Annotated in this window: 16 protein-coding genes and 1 pseudogene; 6 read left to right on the plus strand and 11 right to left on the minus strand. The window is 75.0% G+C overall.

Features of this window, described 5'->3' with window-relative positions; translation table 11 throughout:
- Positions 1 to 58: 58 nt before the first annotated feature.
- Positions 59 to 1,111, minus strand: coding sequence for a winged helix DNA-binding domain-containing protein (locus tag AB0I60_RS22380; protein WP_360732592.1), 1,053 nt, complete (start codon positions 1,109 to 1,111; stop codon positions 59 to 61).
- Between the two features lie 448 nt (positions 1,112 to 1,559).
- A complete protein-coding gene (locus AB0I60_RS22385) occupies positions 1,560 to 2,894 on the minus strand; it encodes a DegT/DnrJ/EryC1/StrS family aminotransferase (RefSeq protein WP_360732594.1) in 1,335 nt (444 codons plus the stop codon).
- A 74-nt stretch (positions 2,895 to 2,968) separates the two neighbouring features.
- On the opposite strand from AB0I60_RS22385, the gene AB0I60_RS22390 reads away from it, so the two are divergent.
- Together AB0I60_RS22390 and AB0I60_RS22395 are read left to right on the plus strand one after the other, a co-directional pair.
- Positions 2,969 to 3,811, plus strand: coding sequence for a helix-turn-helix domain-containing protein (locus AB0I60_RS22390; protein ID WP_360732596.1), 843 nt, complete (start codon positions 2,969 to 2,971; stop codon positions 3,809 to 3,811).
- 27 nt (positions 3,812 to 3,838) lie between these two features.
- Entirely contained in the window at positions 3,839 to 4,468 is a 630-nt protein-coding gene (locus AB0I60_RS22395) for an AAA family ATPase (RefSeq protein WP_360732597.1), read from the plus strand.
- A gap of 46 nt (positions 4,469 to 4,514) precedes the next feature.
- Here the strand turns inward: AB0I60_RS22395 and AB0I60_RS22400 are convergent, their stop codons facing one another.
- Positions 4,515 to 5,363, minus strand: a complete 849-nt coding sequence (locus tag AB0I60_RS22400) for a hypothetical protein (protein ID WP_360732599.1) — start codon at positions 5,361 to 5,363, stop codon at positions 4,515 to 4,517.
- A gap of 254 nt (positions 5,364 to 5,617) precedes the next feature.
- Here AB0I60_RS22400 and AB0I60_RS22405 point away from each other — a divergent pair, with 254 nt between their 5' ends.
- On the plus strand, positions 5,618 to 6,052 hold the full coding sequence (locus AB0I60_RS22405) for a MarR family transcriptional regulator (RefSeq protein WP_360732860.1): 435 nt from the start codon (positions 5,618 to 5,620) through the stop codon (positions 6,050 to 6,052).
- A gap of 16 nt (positions 6,053 to 6,068) precedes the next feature.
- On the opposite strand, the pseudogene AB0I60_RS22410 reads toward AB0I60_RS22405, so the two are convergent.
- Together AB0I60_RS22410 and AB0I60_RS22415 are read right to left on the minus strand one after the other, a co-directional pair.
- Positions 6,069 to 6,782: pseudogene (locus tag AB0I60_RS22410) on the minus strand (M20/M25/M40 family metallo-hydrolase).
- Between the two features lie 4 nt (positions 6,783 to 6,786).
- Entirely contained in the window at positions 6,787 to 7,614 is an 828-nt protein-coding gene (locus AB0I60_RS22415; RefSeq protein ID WP_360732601.1) for a M55 family metallopeptidase, read from the minus strand.
- A 245-nt stretch (positions 7,615 to 7,859) separates the two neighbouring features.
- Between AB0I60_RS22415 and AB0I60_RS22420 the strand changes: the two genes are divergently transcribed.
- Positions 7,860 to 8,390 carry a phosphoribosyltransferase family protein gene (locus AB0I60_RS22420; protein ID WP_360732602.1) on the plus strand — a complete coding sequence of 177 codons (531 nt, stop codon included), beginning with the start codon at positions 7,860 to 7,862 and terminating at the stop codon, positions 8,388 to 8,390.
- Between the two features lie 36 nt (positions 8,391 to 8,426).
- Here AB0I60_RS22420 and AB0I60_RS22425 read toward each other — a convergent pair whose 3' ends face one another.
- The 5 genes from AB0I60_RS22425 to AB0I60_RS22445 all read right to left on the minus strand — a co-directional run bounded on the left by AB0I60_RS22425 (position 8,427) and on the right by AB0I60_RS22445 (position 12,711).
- A complete protein-coding gene (locus AB0I60_RS22425; RefSeq protein WP_360732604.1) occupies positions 8,427 to 8,918 on the minus strand; it encodes a VOC family protein in 492 nt (163 codons plus the stop codon).
- Between the two features lie 419 nt (positions 8,919 to 9,337).
- Entirely contained in the window at positions 9,338 to 9,847 is a 510-nt protein-coding gene (locus tag AB0I60_RS22430; protein WP_360732606.1) for a GNAT family N-acetyltransferase, read from the minus strand.
- A 4-nt stretch (positions 9,848 to 9,851) separates the two neighbouring features.
- Positions 9,852 to 11,063: an acyl-CoA dehydrogenase family protein gene (locus AB0I60_RS22435; RefSeq protein ID WP_360732608.1), complete on the minus strand. Its 1,212-nt coding sequence runs from the start codon at positions 11,061 to 11,063 to the stop codon at positions 9,852 to 9,854.
- Positions 11,063 to 12,067 carry a phosphotransferase family protein gene (locus tag AB0I60_RS22440; RefSeq protein ID WP_360732610.1) on the minus strand — a complete coding sequence of 335 codons (1,005 nt, stop codon included), beginning with the start codon at positions 12,065 to 12,067 and terminating at the stop codon, positions 11,063 to 11,065. Before AB0I60_RS22440 ends, AB0I60_RS22435 begins: the two co-directional genes overlap by 1 nt.
- Positions 12,064 to 12,711 carry an HAD family phosphatase gene (locus tag AB0I60_RS22445; RefSeq protein WP_360732611.1) on the minus strand — a complete coding sequence of 216 codons (648 nt, stop codon included), beginning with the start codon at positions 12,709 to 12,711 and terminating at the stop codon, positions 12,064 to 12,066. Before AB0I60_RS22445 ends, AB0I60_RS22440 begins: the two co-directional genes overlap by 4 nt.
- Before the next feature lie 122 nt (positions 12,712 to 12,833).
- Here AB0I60_RS22445 and AB0I60_RS22450 point away from each other — a divergent pair, with 122 nt between their 5' ends.
- The gene (locus AB0I60_RS22450; protein ID WP_360732613.1) at positions 12,834 to 13,664 is read left to right on the plus strand and encodes an NmrA family NAD(P)-binding protein; all 831 of its coding nucleotides are present in this window, start codon (positions 12,834 to 12,836) and stop codon (positions 13,662 to 13,664) included.
- 10 nt (positions 13,665 to 13,674) lie between these two features.
- On the opposite strand, the gene AB0I60_RS22455 is transcribed toward AB0I60_RS22450, so the two are convergent.
- Positions 13,675 to 14,211 carry a DUF6886 family protein gene (locus tag AB0I60_RS22455; protein WP_360732615.1) on the minus strand — a complete coding sequence of 179 codons (537 nt, stop codon included), beginning with the start codon at positions 14,209 to 14,211 and terminating at the stop codon, positions 13,675 to 13,677.
- On the opposite strand from AB0I60_RS22455, the gene AB0I60_RS22460 reads away from it, so the two are divergent.
- Positions 14,100 to 14,552 carry an HSP18 transcriptional regulator gene (locus AB0I60_RS22460; RefSeq protein WP_360732617.1) on the plus strand — a complete coding sequence of 151 codons (453 nt, stop codon included), beginning with the start codon at positions 14,100 to 14,102 and terminating at the stop codon, positions 14,550 to 14,552. The genes AB0I60_RS22455 and AB0I60_RS22460 overlap by 112 nt on opposite strands.
- The last annotated feature ends 173 nt before the right edge of the window (positions 14,553 to 14,725 follow it).

The following is a 14,725-nucleotide window of genomic DNA, read 5'->3' on the forward strand; positions in this document are numbered from 1 at the left end:
CCACCTCCACGACACCTGTTTTGGACGATCGTACTGGACGATCGTCCAAACCGGTGGTTCAGGAGGTGATCCGGACGTCCCCCTCGACGCCGGCGAACGCCAGCAGGCGGGTGCCCTCGGCGAGCACGTCGGCGCGCTGCACGTCGGTGAGCGGGCGGAACACCTGCACGTCGAGACCCTGGGCGAGCTTCCAGGTGCCGTGCACGAACCCGTCCACCAGCAGGGTCGGCTTGCCGCCGATCACGATCCCCCGCCGGTAGTCCTCCTCGGAGATGACCCGGGTCCGGTCGTCGTGGCCGAGCAGCACGTTGTCGAACTCGGGCAGGAACCGCACCGGGGCCGGGGTGTCCGGGTCGGGCAGCGGACCGTCCGGCACGTCGTACAGCTCGCGGCCCGCCTCGTCGGTTAGCACCCGCAGGCCCATGTCCGGCACGACGTCCTTCAGCCGGGTCAGCCCGGACCAGAGCTGCACGTCCTTGACCGTTGCGGGGCCGAACGCGGCCAGGTAGCGGCGGACGAACCCCGTCAGGTCCTCCTGGTCGCCCAGCGCGCCGATCCGCTGCGCGGCGTCCGCCCACACCGCCCGGCCGGAGCGCCCCCACACGCCGCGCGGCGGCAGCTGGACCACCGGCAGCAGGTACGTGGCGGCGTGGCCGAGCGATTCGGCGTCCAGCCCCGGCCACCGCTCGGCGAGCGCCCGGCCCAGCTCCGGGCGGGTGCGCGGCCGTTCGGCGAGCAGTCGCGCGCTCTCGCAGGCCACGTCGTCGGGGTCGAGCCCGGTGAGGACGGCGCGGAACGGCGACGAGGTGAAGCGGCGGCGCACCATGGCCCGCAGGACGGGTTCGACGCGGGCGTGGTCGGCGGCGGTGACCAGGTGGATCGTGGCGCGGTGCAGCGGGGCGCGCACGACCCGGCCGTCCGACACCAGCTCGCCCAGCGCGTCGGGGGTGAAGTCGCGCAGGCGCGACCACAGGCCGTAGTACGGCGAGGGCGGTTCCTGGGCCTGCATCCCGACGAGGTGCTCCACCGCGTCGGGCACGGGCAGCTCGGAGCGCTCCAGCAGGAGCTGCCGGTGCAGCAGGGCGCGGTTGAGGCCGCGCAGCGTGATCACCGGGTGCCGCCGGGGCCGGGGTGGGCGAGCAAGTCGGGTGCCTCCGTCGCGGACGTGGCCGCCCCGGTCATAGCCCGGTCGGGGTGCGCCCGAGTCGGTTCGGGTCGGCGAGGCGGCGTGCTCCGCGGATCTTAGGGCCGCAGGAGTGCGGTCGGAAGCGGGTTCACGGAGCCCGGTCCGGTCGGGAGGTCGCGTGCGCGGCGCGGCGGCGGCGGCGGATCCGCTTGCGTCGCTCGTCCCGGGCGCGGGAGGGCTGGTCCTGGGGGTGTCACCGGTTCGGTCGGGGGCATGGGACGACCGTGCCGGACCGGGGTGGCGGCCGGACATCCCGAAAAGTCGGGGGCCCACGTTCGGGTGGAGTTCCGTGCCGGAGAGGCGTTCGCGCGCTCGGGGCGTACCGTCGTGGCGGCGTTCCGCAGGACGGCACACCCAGAGCGCGACGAGCCGGTCACGGCGTTCGGTGGGTGGCCTCCCGGTCGTTGACCTCGCGGCGCAGCGCGACGGCGTCGGCGCGGACGCGGTCGGGTGCCTCGTGGTCGAGCAGGGCGCGGCGCAGGAGCGCGGCGATCGCCGGCTGGTCGGCGGGGGTGAAGCCGCGCCGGGTGATCTCCTGGGTGCCGATGCGCAGGCCGCGCAGCCCCTCGTCGGGGCGCTGCCAGGGCAGGCCGATCCCGCTGAGGTAGACGCCGGCCTCGCCCAGCAGCAGGCCCGCCTTCTCGCCGCCGCCGAGGTCCGCCGCGTCCACCGCGACGTGGTGGGAGCGGGTGAACTCGCCGTCCCGCCCGGCCACGGTGAACCCGTTGTCGTGCAGGGACTGGGCCAGCACCTGGGCGTTGGCCAGGCACGCCGAGGCGTAGCCGCCGCCGCGCTCGGCCAGTTCGGCGGCGGTGACGGCGAGCGCACCGAGCCGTCCCGCGTCGTAGTTGGCGAGCAGCCCCGGGTAGGCGACGGCGGAGACGCGTTCGGCCAGCTCGGGGTCGCGGGTCACGACGCAGCCGCCGGACGGGCCGCCGAACGACTTGTAGGTGGAGAAGGTCAGCACGTGCGCGCCCTCGTGCAGCGGGCGCTGGAAGACCTTGCCCGCGACCAGCCCGGCCATGTGCGAGGCGTCGTAGAGCAGGGTCGCGCCGACCTCGTCGCACGCCGCGCGCACGGCCGCGACGTCGTGCGGGAACAGCATCATGCTCGCGCCGACCACCACGATCCGGGGCCGGTGCACGCGCAGGAACCCGGGCAGCGCGGCGTAGTCGAGGTCGAGCCGGGCCGGGTCGTAGGGCAGGTCCACGACGGTCAGTCCGCGCACCGCCGGGACGCCCTGCGGGTGGTGGCTGGCGTGGCCGCCGGCGGCTTCGGGCAGCACGGCGATCTTGTCGCCGGGGCGGGCGAACGCGGTGTAGACGGCGAGGTTGGCCAGGGTGGCGCTCTGTAGCCGGACCTCGGCGTGCGCGCCCTCCATCAGGTCGGCGACCAGCAGCGGGGCCAGCACTTCGAGGGTGTCGAGGTGGTCCAGGCCCACCTGGTACTTCTCGCCGGGCCAGCCCATGCTGGGCCGGCTGGACACGGAGGGCAGGTGCACGGAGGCCGCGGCGGGGCTGAGCACGTTGGTGCCCGCGTAGAGCACGATGCCGTCGTCGTCGACCTGCGCGCCGTGCGCCTCCAGGGCCTTGCGGACGGTGTCGGTGACGCCGGCCGCGCTCAGGTCGGCGGACACGGTGGTTTCCACCTCGGACAGGCGGCGCTGGGCGCGCGGCGAGGCCCACGGGGCGATCCTGCTGTTGGTCACGCGACCGACGCTAGGGTCCGCCCGTGGTGGCCGGCGACCGCGCCAGGTCGTGATTGTTTCCTACACTTGTCGAAATGCAGGGGTTGCTGGACGAGCTGTCCCGGGTGCTGGGGCGCGGCGTCTCGGTGGACGACGTGTCCGGCCGGGTGGTGGCGCACAGCGCCCAGACCGACGAGGTCGACGCGGCGCGGGTGCGCGCGATCCTGACCCGGCGGGTGCCGCCGGAGGTCGCGGCGTGGCAGGACCGGCACGGCGCGTCGACGTCGACCGGGCCGGTGCGGGTGCCCGCGAACGACGAGCTGGGGTTCCAGGCGCGGGTCGGCTTCCCGTTGCGGCACAACGGGGTGCTCGTCGGCTACCTGTGGGTGCTCGGCGACGTGGACCCGGCGGCCGTGGTGGGGCACCTGCCCGCGCTGGCGGCCGGGATCCGGGTCGGGGAACGCGCGCCGATCCGGGTGGTGGTGGCGCTGGAGCCGCGTTCGGTGCGCACCGTGCCGGCCGCCGACCCGGTGCCCGAGCTGCCCGGTCCGGCCGGGGTGAGCGACCCGCACCCGCCCGACCGCTCCGGCGACGCCTACCGGCAGGCGCTGGCCGCCGCCGAGCTGGCCCGGCTGGACCCGGCGCTGCCCCGGGTGGCGCGGTGGGCGGACCTGGGCGCGTACCGGCTGCTGCTGGGCGCGTCGCCGGACGGGGTGCTCGCGGGCCTGTCCGACGTGCTGCTGACCACCCTGGAGACCTACCTGGACTCCGGGTGCGACGCGCGGGCCGCCGCCGGGGCGCTGCACCTGCACCGCACCAGCCTGTACTACCGGCTGGGCCGGATCGAGGCGGTGACCGGGCGGTCGCTGGCGGACGGCGCGGCGCGGCTGGAGCTGCACCTGGCGCTCAAGCTGGTGCGCCTGGCCCGCCGGCCGTGACCGACCCGGCCGTGATAACCAGGAGTCATGCTCCTGTGGATCAACGGCCCGTTCGGCGGCGGGAAGACCCAGACGGCGCACGAGCTGGCGCGGCGGTTGCCCCACAGCCACCTCTGCGACCCCGAGATGGTCGGGTTCGGCCTGCACCGGATGATGCCGCCGGCGCTGCGCGGCGACTTCCAGGACCTCCGGGCGTGGCGGCAGGGCGTGGTCGAGGTGCTGGACCGGGTGCTGACCCGGCAGGACGGCCCGGTGATCGCGCCGATGACGCTGGTCGAGCCCGCGTACTACGACGAGGTCGTGGGCGGGTTGCGCGAGCGGGGCCACGACGTCCGGCACTTCGCGCTGCTGGCCTCCCGCGAGGTGGTGCTCGACCGGCTGCGGGAGCGGGTGTTCGGGCACGCGCTCAACGCGGTGCTCGGCCAGGGCTCGGCGCTGCGGCGCGAGACCTGGGCGGTCCGGGCGCTGGACCGGTGCCTGGACCGGCTCAGCGGCCCGGAGTTCGCCGAACACGTGTGGACCGACGACATCGCGGTGCCCCGGGTGGCCGAACGGATCGCCGCGTCGGCCGGGCTGGCGTTGACGCCGAACACCGACAGCGCGCTGCGGGGCCGGGTCCGCCGCACGTGGGTGGGCGTGCGGCACATCCGCCTCTGACCGCGCGGCGCAGGCCCACCGAAGCCTTGCCGTCACTCCCGTCGCGTCACCGGGGTTGCGGGACCAGTTCGGTGGTGTCCCGCCGCGCCGGCGGCAGCCAGGTCCGGTCCAGGCGGGCGTCGCGGAAGCCGTCCGTGCCCAGCAGCAGCAACGGCCGGTCCAGCCCCTCCCGCGCGACCGGGAGCAGCTCGCCCGTCCCGGCCGGGATGTAGTCGAGGTAGCCCTCCAGGTTGACCCCGGCCCGGACGCGGGGGTCGTCGTGCATCGCCTGGGTGGCCGCCGTCGCGCCGCCCGAGTGTCCCATGACCCCGACCCGGGCCGGGTCGAGCCGCAGCCCTTCGGGCACGGTGCCGCCGACGACGACCGTGCCGCCGGTCGGGGGCCACGTGCCGGCCGCGAACACCACGTCCAGCACGGTGCCGAGGTCGGCCACCCGGGCCGTGATGGCGGTTCGGAGGGTGGGCAGGTCGACGCGCGGGTCGGCGGTCACCGCCATGGTCCGGACCCGCCCGTCCGGGTACTCGATCTCGCTGGAGTCCCCGGGGTGGTCGACGGTGATCACCACCCGGCCGTGCGAGGCCAGTTCTTCCGCCGTCGAGGTGGCCAGCGCACGCGGGTCGCCGCCGCCCGGCGAGTACACCACCACCGGCCACGGCCCGGCGGCAGGCGGCGGGCCGACGTGCGCGTGGGTGCGCACGGCCGTCCAGTCCACGCCTTCGGTGGGCAGCTCGGGGTGCAGGTAGACGGCGTCGAGCCGCACGAACACGGCTGCGGCCCCGGCTGTCGTGTACGGCGCGACGGGACACCCGGCGACGTCGACGGCCGGGTAGTAGACCGAGGCGGCGAGTTCGCGCGGTTCCCCGTTCCACGGGTCGGCGCGCAGCGGGTCGAGCAACGTCAGCGTGGCGACGCCGACCGGGTGCGGTCCGGTGGGCGCGGGCAGTGCCTACATGGTTCCCCCTCGCCCACGGTAGCGCGCGGAACTCGTTGCCGTCCCGGCCTTTTCGTCGTCGGGTCGTCTGCCCGGGGGGTGCGCGGCGCTGGTCCGGAGGGTGCCATAGGGCTTGCCGATGCGTGCCCGGACCGCCTCGGGCACCGCCCCCTAGACTGACTCGTCCCACCCGGCTCTCCGACTATCGCCGAGGAGTGGTGTTGGCGGACCTCGACATCGCCCTGCTGCTCCACATCCCCTACCGGGAGCTGGAGAACCGGGTGTTCGCGGCCTTGGCGGCGGCCGGGTTCGACGACATCACCACCGCGCAGGCGCGCATCCTGCAGCGCGTCGGGCCGAACGGGTCGCGGCTGGCCGAACTCGCCGAGGCCGCCCAGGTCACCAGGCAGACCGCAGGTTTCCTGGTGGACCAGTTGGAGCGCGGCGGCTACGTCGAGCGCACGCCCGACCCGACCGACGCGCGCGCCAGGCTGGTGCGGGTCGCCCGGCGCGGGTTGACCGCGATGCCGGTCGCGGCGGCCGTGATCACCGACGTCGAGGCCGAGTGGACCGCCCACCTGGGACAGCGCCGGATGGCGGCGTTGCGCGACGGGCTGACCCGGCTGCGGGAGATCACCGACTCCTCGCTGTAGCCCCCGGAGGGCCCGGTCAGGACGACAGGAAGCGATCGAGCACGCGGACGCCGAACCGCAGCCCCTCGACGGGTACGCGTTCGTCCACGCCGTGCGCCATGGCGCGGTAGTCGTAGTTCTCGGGCAGGGCGCGGGGCGCGAAGCCGTAGCAGTCGGTGCCCAGCCTGCTGAACGCCTTGGCGTCGGTGCTGCCGCCCATGCAGTTGGGCACGACGACCGCGTCCGGGTCCTCGGCGCGCAGCGCGTCGGCCACCGCGTCGAACCACGGCGAGTCGACCGGGGCCTGGACCGGCGGCCGGTCCTCCAGCGGCTCGCGGGTGACGTGCGGGCCGAGGACGGCGTCGACGTCGGACAGGTCGACCTCGACGCCCAGCGCGCCCCCAGTGCGCCGCAGGAACGCCCGCACGGTCGGGGTCAGCCGCACCGGGTGCCGCAGGGCGGCGATCCGGCGAGCGCGTCGACGCGCGACCAGCCGCAGACCACGGCCAGCACCATGGCGACCATGTCCTTCAGGTCGACCGCGCCGCGCCCCACAGGAAGCCGTCGCGTTCCACGCCCGCGAACGGCGGCACGTTCGAGCGGCGGGGCACGGGTTCCAGCACGCGCGCGGGCACGCCGAGGTCGTCCAGTGCGCGGCGACGAACTCGGCCGCCTCGCGCTCGCCGGCCGCCGTGCCGCCGCCGTGGTCGGCGGTGTCGAAGCGCAGCAGCGCCGCGCACAGGTCGACCACGTCCTCAGCCGTAGATGCCCTCCACCGCGCCGGCCGCGATCGCGGTGACGACCTTGAACGCCTGCATCGCCAGGGTCATGGACGCGGCGTCGAAGCCGACCCGGCGCGGGCCGACGAGGTCGACGGTGGGCACGACGGCGGCAGCCGCTGCGAGGTGGGTCGCGTCGAACTCGACCTCCACGCGGTGCGGCGCGACCGCCGTCTTGCCGCGCCCGGCACGGCGCAGGGCGCTCTCGGTCGCGGCGGTGATGAGCGCGGCGGTGACCTGCGGCGGCGCGCACACCGCCGCGTAGCGGCTCACGCACTCCTTGACCGCGACCAGTTCGGCGTCCGGCGCGTACCTCCGGGCGTCCTCGCAGGCGCGGTCGTCGCCGGTGACCACGAGCACCGGGACGCCGTGCTCGCGGGCCAGCGCGGCGTTGAGCCGGCCCTCGCTCGCGGGCACGCCGTCCAACCACACCCCGGTGATCGAGTTCTCCAGGTAGGTGTGGGCGAGCACGCCCTCCTGGCCCGCGCCGGCGTGGTAGCCGAGGAATACCACGCCGTCCACGCCGGAGTCGACACCCTGCATCATCGACAGCGGCTTGTGCCGGCCGGTGAGCAGCCGGGCGCGCGGGTCGAGGTCTTCGAGCAGCAGGTTGCGCTGGGCCGAGTGCGCCTCGTTGACCAGGACGTCCGTCGCGCCCCCGGCGACCGCGCCGGCGACGCAGGCGTTCACGTCGCCGGTGAACAGCCGCCGGAACCGCTGCCACTGCTCGGTGCCGGGCACGACGTCGGCCGTCCAGGTGACCCCTGTCGCCCCCTCCATGTCGGCGGAGACCAGGATCTTCATGGCTGCACCGTACCGAGCGCAGGTCGGCTTCCGGCACGTCCCGCGCGGGGTCGGTCGGTTGTCGACCGGATCGGGGTGCCGGCGGCGTGCCCGGTGACGGCGAGTCTGATGACGGCGTGTCCGTGGCCGAGCCGCGCCACCGGAAGCCCTCTGACCGGTCGCCCCCGGGACGCCGCGCGGGGGGACGGCAGGTGCAGCGGAATCCGGTCGCGCCCCGGGCCCCGGGTCCGCGAAGATCGCGCGTTGTGACGACCTCGGCGCGTGACCTGGTGCTGGAGCGGTTCCGGTGGAGCGGTGGCCACGCGGACATGTGGCCGGTGTTCCGGGACGGTGCCGCCTTCGCTGCGGTGGTGCGGGCGCTGGTGTCGCCGTTCCGCGACGCGGGGGTCACGGCGGTGTGCGGTGTCGAGTCGCGGGGTTTCCTCCTCGGTGGTGCGGCGGCGGTCGAGCTGGGCGTGGGGTTCGTGGCGGTGCGCAAGGCGGCGGGCCTGTTCCCCGGTGAGAAGCTGGTCCGCGAGGCGGACCCGGACTACCGGGGGCTGCGGCACTCGCTGAGGGTCCAGCGGGCGGCGCTGGGCCCGGCGGACCGGGTGCTGCTGGTGGACGACTGGGTCCAGACCGGCAGCCAGGCTCGGGCGGTGCGCGGGCTGGTGGAGGCCGCCGGCGCGCGGCTGGTCGGCTGCGCGGTGGTCGTCGACCAGTCGGACCCGGTCGGGCGGGCGGACCTGGGCCCGGTGCACGGGCTGGTGACCGCCGACGAGCTCCCGGCCTCCTGACCACCGGCCCGCTCCCCGACCCGGGCCCGCCGGAGGTCAGCCGACCGGGCCGCGCAGGGCCGTGTCGAGCGAGTCGAAGACGTAGGTCGAACTGCCCTCCCACGGGGGCACGGCGTCCTCGCCCCGCGCCGGGGCGTGGAGCCACCACAGGTTGCCCCACAGGTCGCGCAGGCGTGCCAGGTCTTCGCCGCCGTAGAACGGGGTCACCTCGGTGACCACCACGGCACCCCGGGCGGTGGCGCGGTCCAGCACGGTCTGCGCGTCGTGCACGTAGACCTGGAGCAGGGCGGGCACGAGCGGCCAGCCGGGCTGCCGGTCGGCGAGCAGCAGCACCGAGTCGCCGATCGCCACCTCGGCGTGGATCAGCGAGCCCGACGCCATCGGCGTGCGGGCCTCCTCGCGCTCGCGGCCGTCGAAGACCTCCTCCACGAAGGTGATCAGGCCGGCTGCCCCGTCGACGAGGGCGAACGGGTTGAGCGTGCGCTCCCCGGCGGGCAGGGCGGTTCCGGTTCGGACGGTGGGTGCCATGGGACGGTCGTCCTTCCTGCGGTGACGTCGAACCGGCACCGCAGGAGGTGATCAGGACAGCGGCTGTCCTGATCGGAGGGTCGTGGTGACCGGGATCGCCCGGCGGGCCCTGCCCACCGGGCGACGCGGGTGCCCGGCCGGGGTGGCGGGCGTCTTTCGGGCGGATGACGTCGGCGCTCGTCGGACGGCACCGGTCACGCGGCGGTGCGTCCCGAGGCGTGCGGGTGGCGGCTGGCGGGGTGCGGCGGGTGGGCGTCGGGTGCATGGTAGTCGTCCTCGGTCCGGTCGGTCGGGTCGGTGATCGACTCCGAGGATGCCGGTGACAACCTGTGAGTGCGCTGAGACGCTGAGAGACCACTGAGGGTCGGGCGGTGATCCTGAGATCTGCGGGACGGGCGCTGCGCGCAGTCCTCAGGAGATCACGGGGTCGGGGGCAGGCTCTCCCACAGGACCTCGCCGTCCTCGACGGTGTCCGAGGCGACCAGGCCGATGCGGCGCGCGATCGCGGCGGACGCCGCGTGGTCGGGGTGCACGTGGGCGGTGACCCGGTCGATCCCGGCCGCGCGCAGCCACGCGACCACGAGCCCGGCCGCCTCCTGCGCGAAGCCCCGGCCCTGGTGGTCGACGCCGACCACCCACGCGATCTCCGCGACCGGCCGCGCGGACTGCACGGTGGCCTGGACGTAGCCGGCGGCCCGGCCGGTGTCGTGGCGGCGGATCACCCAGTTGAGCCACCACTGGCCGCCGTCGTCCGAGCGGCCCGCGACCTGCCGCGCGTAGGTCCGGCGCAACCGGTCGACGTCGGGCGGGCCGCCGCCGGTGAACGCGTACAGCTCCGGCGCGGCCAGCACGTCGGCCATCTCCTCGGCGTGGTCGACGCGCAGCGGTTCGAGGAGGAGACGGCTGCTGTCCAGGGGTTCGGCTCGCACGTCCTTACAGGTACTTGCCCAGCTCCCGTTTGGCCAGCGACATCCGGTGCACCTCGTCGGGGCCGTCGGCCAGCCGCAGCGTGCGGGCCTGCGCCCACAGGTCGGCCAGCGGGTAGTCCTGGCTGACGCCGCCCGCGCCGTGCGCCTGGATCGCCTTGTCCAGCACCCATTCGGCCATCAGCGGCGTGTTGATCTTGATGGCCTGGATCTCGGTGTGCGCGCCCTTGTTGCCGACGGTGTCCATCAGCCACGCGGTCTTGAGCACCAGCAGCCGGGCCTGTTCGATGCGGACACGCGCCTCGGCGACCCACTCCTGGACCACGCCCTGGCGGGCCAGGGGCCTGCCGAACGCGACGCGCGCGACGACCCGGCGGCACAGCAGTTCCAGCGCGCGTTCGGCGATGCCGACCAGCCTCATGCAGTGGTGGATGCGGCCGGGGCCCAGGCGGGCCTGGGCGATGGCGAACCCCTCGCCCTCGCCGCCCACGAGGTTCCCGGCGGGCACCCGGACGTCCTCGAACACGATCTCGGCGTGGCCGCCGTGCGCGGCGTCGGTGTAGCCGAACACGTGCAGCCCGCGCTCGATCCGCACGCCCGGGGTGTCGCGCGGCACGAGCACCATGGACTGCTGCCGGTGGCGTTCGGCCTCCGGGTCGGTCTTGCCCATGACGACGAGCACGGCGCAGTCGGGGTTCATCGCGCCCGAGGACCACCACTTGCGGCCGTTGATCACGTAGTGGTCGCCGTCGCGTTCGATGCGGGTGGCGATGTTGGTGGCGTCGGAGGAGGCGACGTCGGGTTCGGTCATGCAGAACGCGGAGCGGATCGCGCCGTCGAGCAGGGGGCGCAGCCACTGCTGCTTCTGCTGCGCGGTGCCGAACATGGCCAGCAGCTCCATGTTGCCGGTGTCCGGCGCGGCGCAGTTGAGCGCCTCGGGCGCGAGGTGCGGGCTGCGGCCGGTGATCTCGGCCAGCGGCGCGTACTGGAGGTTGGTCAGGCCGGCGCCGTGCCCGGGGTCGGGCAGGAACAGGTTCCACAGGCCCTGGCGGCGCGCTTCGGCCTTGAGGTCGGCCAGGACGGCGGGCCGGGCCCACGGGTCGGCGGCCTGGGCGAGCTGGGCGGCGGCGACGGGTTCGGCCGGGTGGACGAACTCGTCCATGAACCGCAGCAGCCTGCCCCGCAGCTCCTCGGTGGTGGCGTCGTGGGCGAAGTCCATCAGCGCTCTCCTGCGGTCGCGGCGAGTCCCCGCCGGACCAGCGGCAGGGTGAGTCGGCCGATCCGGTCGAAGCCCGCCCCGACCGTCTTGCCGGTGGTGAACCGGTAGTGGATGCCTTCGAGGATCACGGCGAGCTTGAAGTAGGCGAACGCGGTGTACCAGCCGAGGCCGGACACGTCCGCGCCGCTGCGCCGCGCGTAGCGCTCGACCAGCTCGTCGGCGGAGGCGAAGCCGGGCAGCGCCGACACGGTGCCGGTGATCGGGTCGTCGGCCGCGCCCAGCCCGGTCCAGTAGACGCGCAGCAGGCCCAGGTCGGCCAGCGGGTCGCCGAGGGTGGCCATCTCCCAGTCCAGCACGGCGCTGATGCCGGTCGGGTCGGCGGTGACCAGGACGTTGTCCAGCCGGTAGTCGCCGTGCACGACTGCGGCGCGGCCGGACCCGGGCACGGTGGCGGCGAGCCGGTCGCGCAGCTCGTCGGCGCCGGGCAGCTCGCGGCTGCGCGAGGCGTCGAGCTGGGTGCCCCAGCGGGCGACCTGGCGGCGCAGGAACCCGTCCGGGCGGCCGAAGTCGCCCAGGCCGACCTCGGCCGGGTCGACGGCGTGCAGGTCGGCCAGCACGTCCACGAGCCGGGTCGACAGCGCGGCGGCCTTGTCGGGGGTGAGCCACGGGCACTGGTCGCGGTGCCGCAGCGCGACGCCTGGCACCTCCCGCATCAGGTAGAACGGCGCTCCGACCACGTCGGGGTCGGTGCACAGGTGCAGGGTCTGCGGGACGGGCACGGCGGTGCCGGCCAGGGCGGTGATCACGCGGTGCTCGCGGGCCATGTCATGCGCGGTGGCCAGCACGTGGCCCAGCGGCGGGCGGCGCAGCACCCAGCGGGAGGTGCCGTCGGTGAGCCGGTAGGTGAGGTTGGACCGGCCGCCGGGGATGAGGTCGGCGGTCAGCGGCGCGGTGCCCAGGTGCGCGGCGAGCCGGTCGAGGTCCAGGCCGGGCGGTGCGGTCACGGGGCGGCTCCCAGCAGCGCGTCGAGGGCGGCGCGGGTGGATCCGGCGTCGGTGTGCAGGTGGGCGTGCAGGCCGGCGGCGCGCGCCCCTTCGACGTTGACGCGGGCGTCGTCGACGAACGCGCAGCGGTGCGCGGGCAGGCCGACGACCTCCAGGGTGTGGGCGAAGATGCGCGGGTCGGGTTTGCGCAGCCCCACCCGGCCGCTGATGACCAGCGCGTCGAACAGCTCCAGCAGCAGGTCGTGCGGGTAGCCCTCGCCCCAGCTGTTGGACAGCAGCGCGGTCCGCACGCCCCGGGCGCGCAGGTCGCGCACGAGGCGGACCATCTCCGGGTCGGTCCGCGCCGCGCCGAACATGCGGCGCAGCAGGTCGTCCGGGGGGATGGCCAGGCCGTCGGGGGTGCGCAGCTCGGCGGCGAGCAGGCGTTCGAACTCCTCGACCGGCAGGTGACCGGTCTCCAGCCGGAACACCGGGTTGTCGGGCGCGGCGTCGTGGCCCATCCAGGCGCGCATGGTGGCGCGGTAGTGCTCGCGGTCGATGTTCTCGCGGTGCAGCCAGTCCTGGATGAAGGTGGGCACCGACACGGTCAGCACGCCGCCCCAGTCGAGCACCACCGCGTCGATCCGCCGCCCGGTTTCCGCCACGCGCCGAGGTTACCGACCGGTCGGTATGCGGGCAAGCGCCGGGTTTCCGCCATTCCCGTCCGATTGTTTTCCGAAATGTGAACGCGGTGTTCGCGTTTGACCGATATGGTTTTGTCGGATTCATGGATCCTGTTCTTGTCACGGGTGCGACGGGCACCGTGGGCGGCAGCGTGGTGCGTCAGTTGGTGGCGGCGGGGGTGCGGGTCCGGGCGTTGACCCGCGATCCGGCTTCGGCCCGGTTGCCCGCCGGGGTGGAGGTGGTGGGCGGCACGTTCACCGAGCCGTCCTCGCTGGTCCCGGCCTTGCGCGGGGTGCGGCGGGTGCACCTGGTGTCCATGGCCGGTGACGGGCCGCAGGTCGCGGAGACGCTGGCGCGGGCGGGCGTGGAGCGGGTGACCCATTTGGGGCACGACGACCCGTCCAAGGTCGACGACGACCCGTTCGAGTCGTGGCACCGGCAGTTCCGGAAGGCGATCGAGGCGTCCGGGATGGAGTGGACGCACCTGTTCCCCGGCGAGTTCATGGCCAACACCCGGGAATGGGCGGCGTCGGTGCGGGAGGAGGGCGTCGTGCGGGCACCGTTCGGGGACTGGACGACGGCCCTGGTGCACGAGGACGACATCGCGGCGATCGCGGTGCGGGCGCTGCTGGAGGACGGCCACGCGGGCCGCACCTACCGGCCGACCGGCCCGGAGCCGGTGGCGCGGCGGGACGCGGTGCGGCTGATCGGCGAGGCGCTGGGCCGCCCGGTGCGGTTCGAGGAGCTCACGCCGGACCAGGCCCGCGAGCACTGGCGCGGGGTGTACCCGCCGGAGGTGGTGGAGTGGTTCCTGGAGATCGGCGGGCAGGGCGGCGACCTGGGCTGGGTGTCGCCGGACGTGGAGCGCGTGCTCGGCCGGCCCGGCCTGACCTTCGCGCGCTGGGCCCGCGACCACGCCGCCGAGTTCGCCTGACCGGTCGGGGTCACGGGGCCGGGCGGGCGTTGTGCAGCCGGATGCCGCTGAACCGCAGGGTGCGGCCCAGCACGTCGTCCCAGAACGGCCACAGGGTGTCGCGCACCCGCAGTTCGATGCCCGCCCGTTCGTGCAGGTCGAACAGGTCGCCGACGCGTTCGGGCGGGCCCAGCGGGGTGACCGTGCGGGTGGCCACCACGGCGCTGTCGCCCAGCGGCCGGAAGTCGGCGGCGTCGAACCGGTAGGCGTAGGCGAACGCGCGGGCGCGCGGTCGACCGGAATCCGGTGCGGTGTCCCGGGGCGGCGGTGTGGGCCGGGTACGTGCGGCGGCGTCGGGGTGGTCGGTGGACGACGGGCACCGCCCCCACCTGCCACAGTAGGCCGGTGATCGGCGATTACGAGACCGTGCGCGAGGCGGTCGACGGCGAGGGTGACGTGCTGGCGGCGTTGGAGCTGCTGCGGCGGTTGAAGGCGGAGTTGACCGGGTGGGAGCCCCGGCTGATCGAGGCCGCCCGCGCGCAGGGCACGAGCTGGGGCCGGCTGGCACCGGCGCTGGGTGTGGCCAGCCGGCAGGCGGCGGAGCGGCGCTACCTGCGGTTGCGGCAGGACCTGGGTGACACGGCCGAGGGGCGGGTGCGGGCGGAGCGGGAGCGGCGGGCCGGGGAGCGCGCGGTGGCCGCGTGGGCGGTGGAGCACGCCGAGCAGCTGCGGGACCTGGGCGGCCGGGTGGCGGTGGTGGACGTGCTGGTGCGGGAGGCGTTGGGGTCCGGTGACGTGACGGCGCTGCCGGGTCCGTTGGCGGCGGCGGCCGACCGGGTCGCCGACCCGGAGCTGGCGGCCGAGATCCGGTCGGTCACGGCGGGCGCGGACGCCGCCCGCCGGCGCTGAGCCCCTCGGACGGTTCGCCCGTTCACCGGGTGGATCACGTCCGCTGCGTTCGGCTCGTGGCGGGACGATCGCGCGGTCGGCGGAGGGTAGCGGGTCGGCGGGTGGGGGCGGATCAACCGATCGGCGGTGACCGGGTCAACCTTCTCCCGATGCGAACCGGTCCTTTCGCCGAT

Source organism: Actinosynnema sp. NPDC050436 (assembly GCF_040655415.1).
Taxonomy (GTDB): Bacteria; Actinomycetota; Actinomycetes; order Mycobacteriales; family Pseudonocardiaceae; genus Actinosynnema.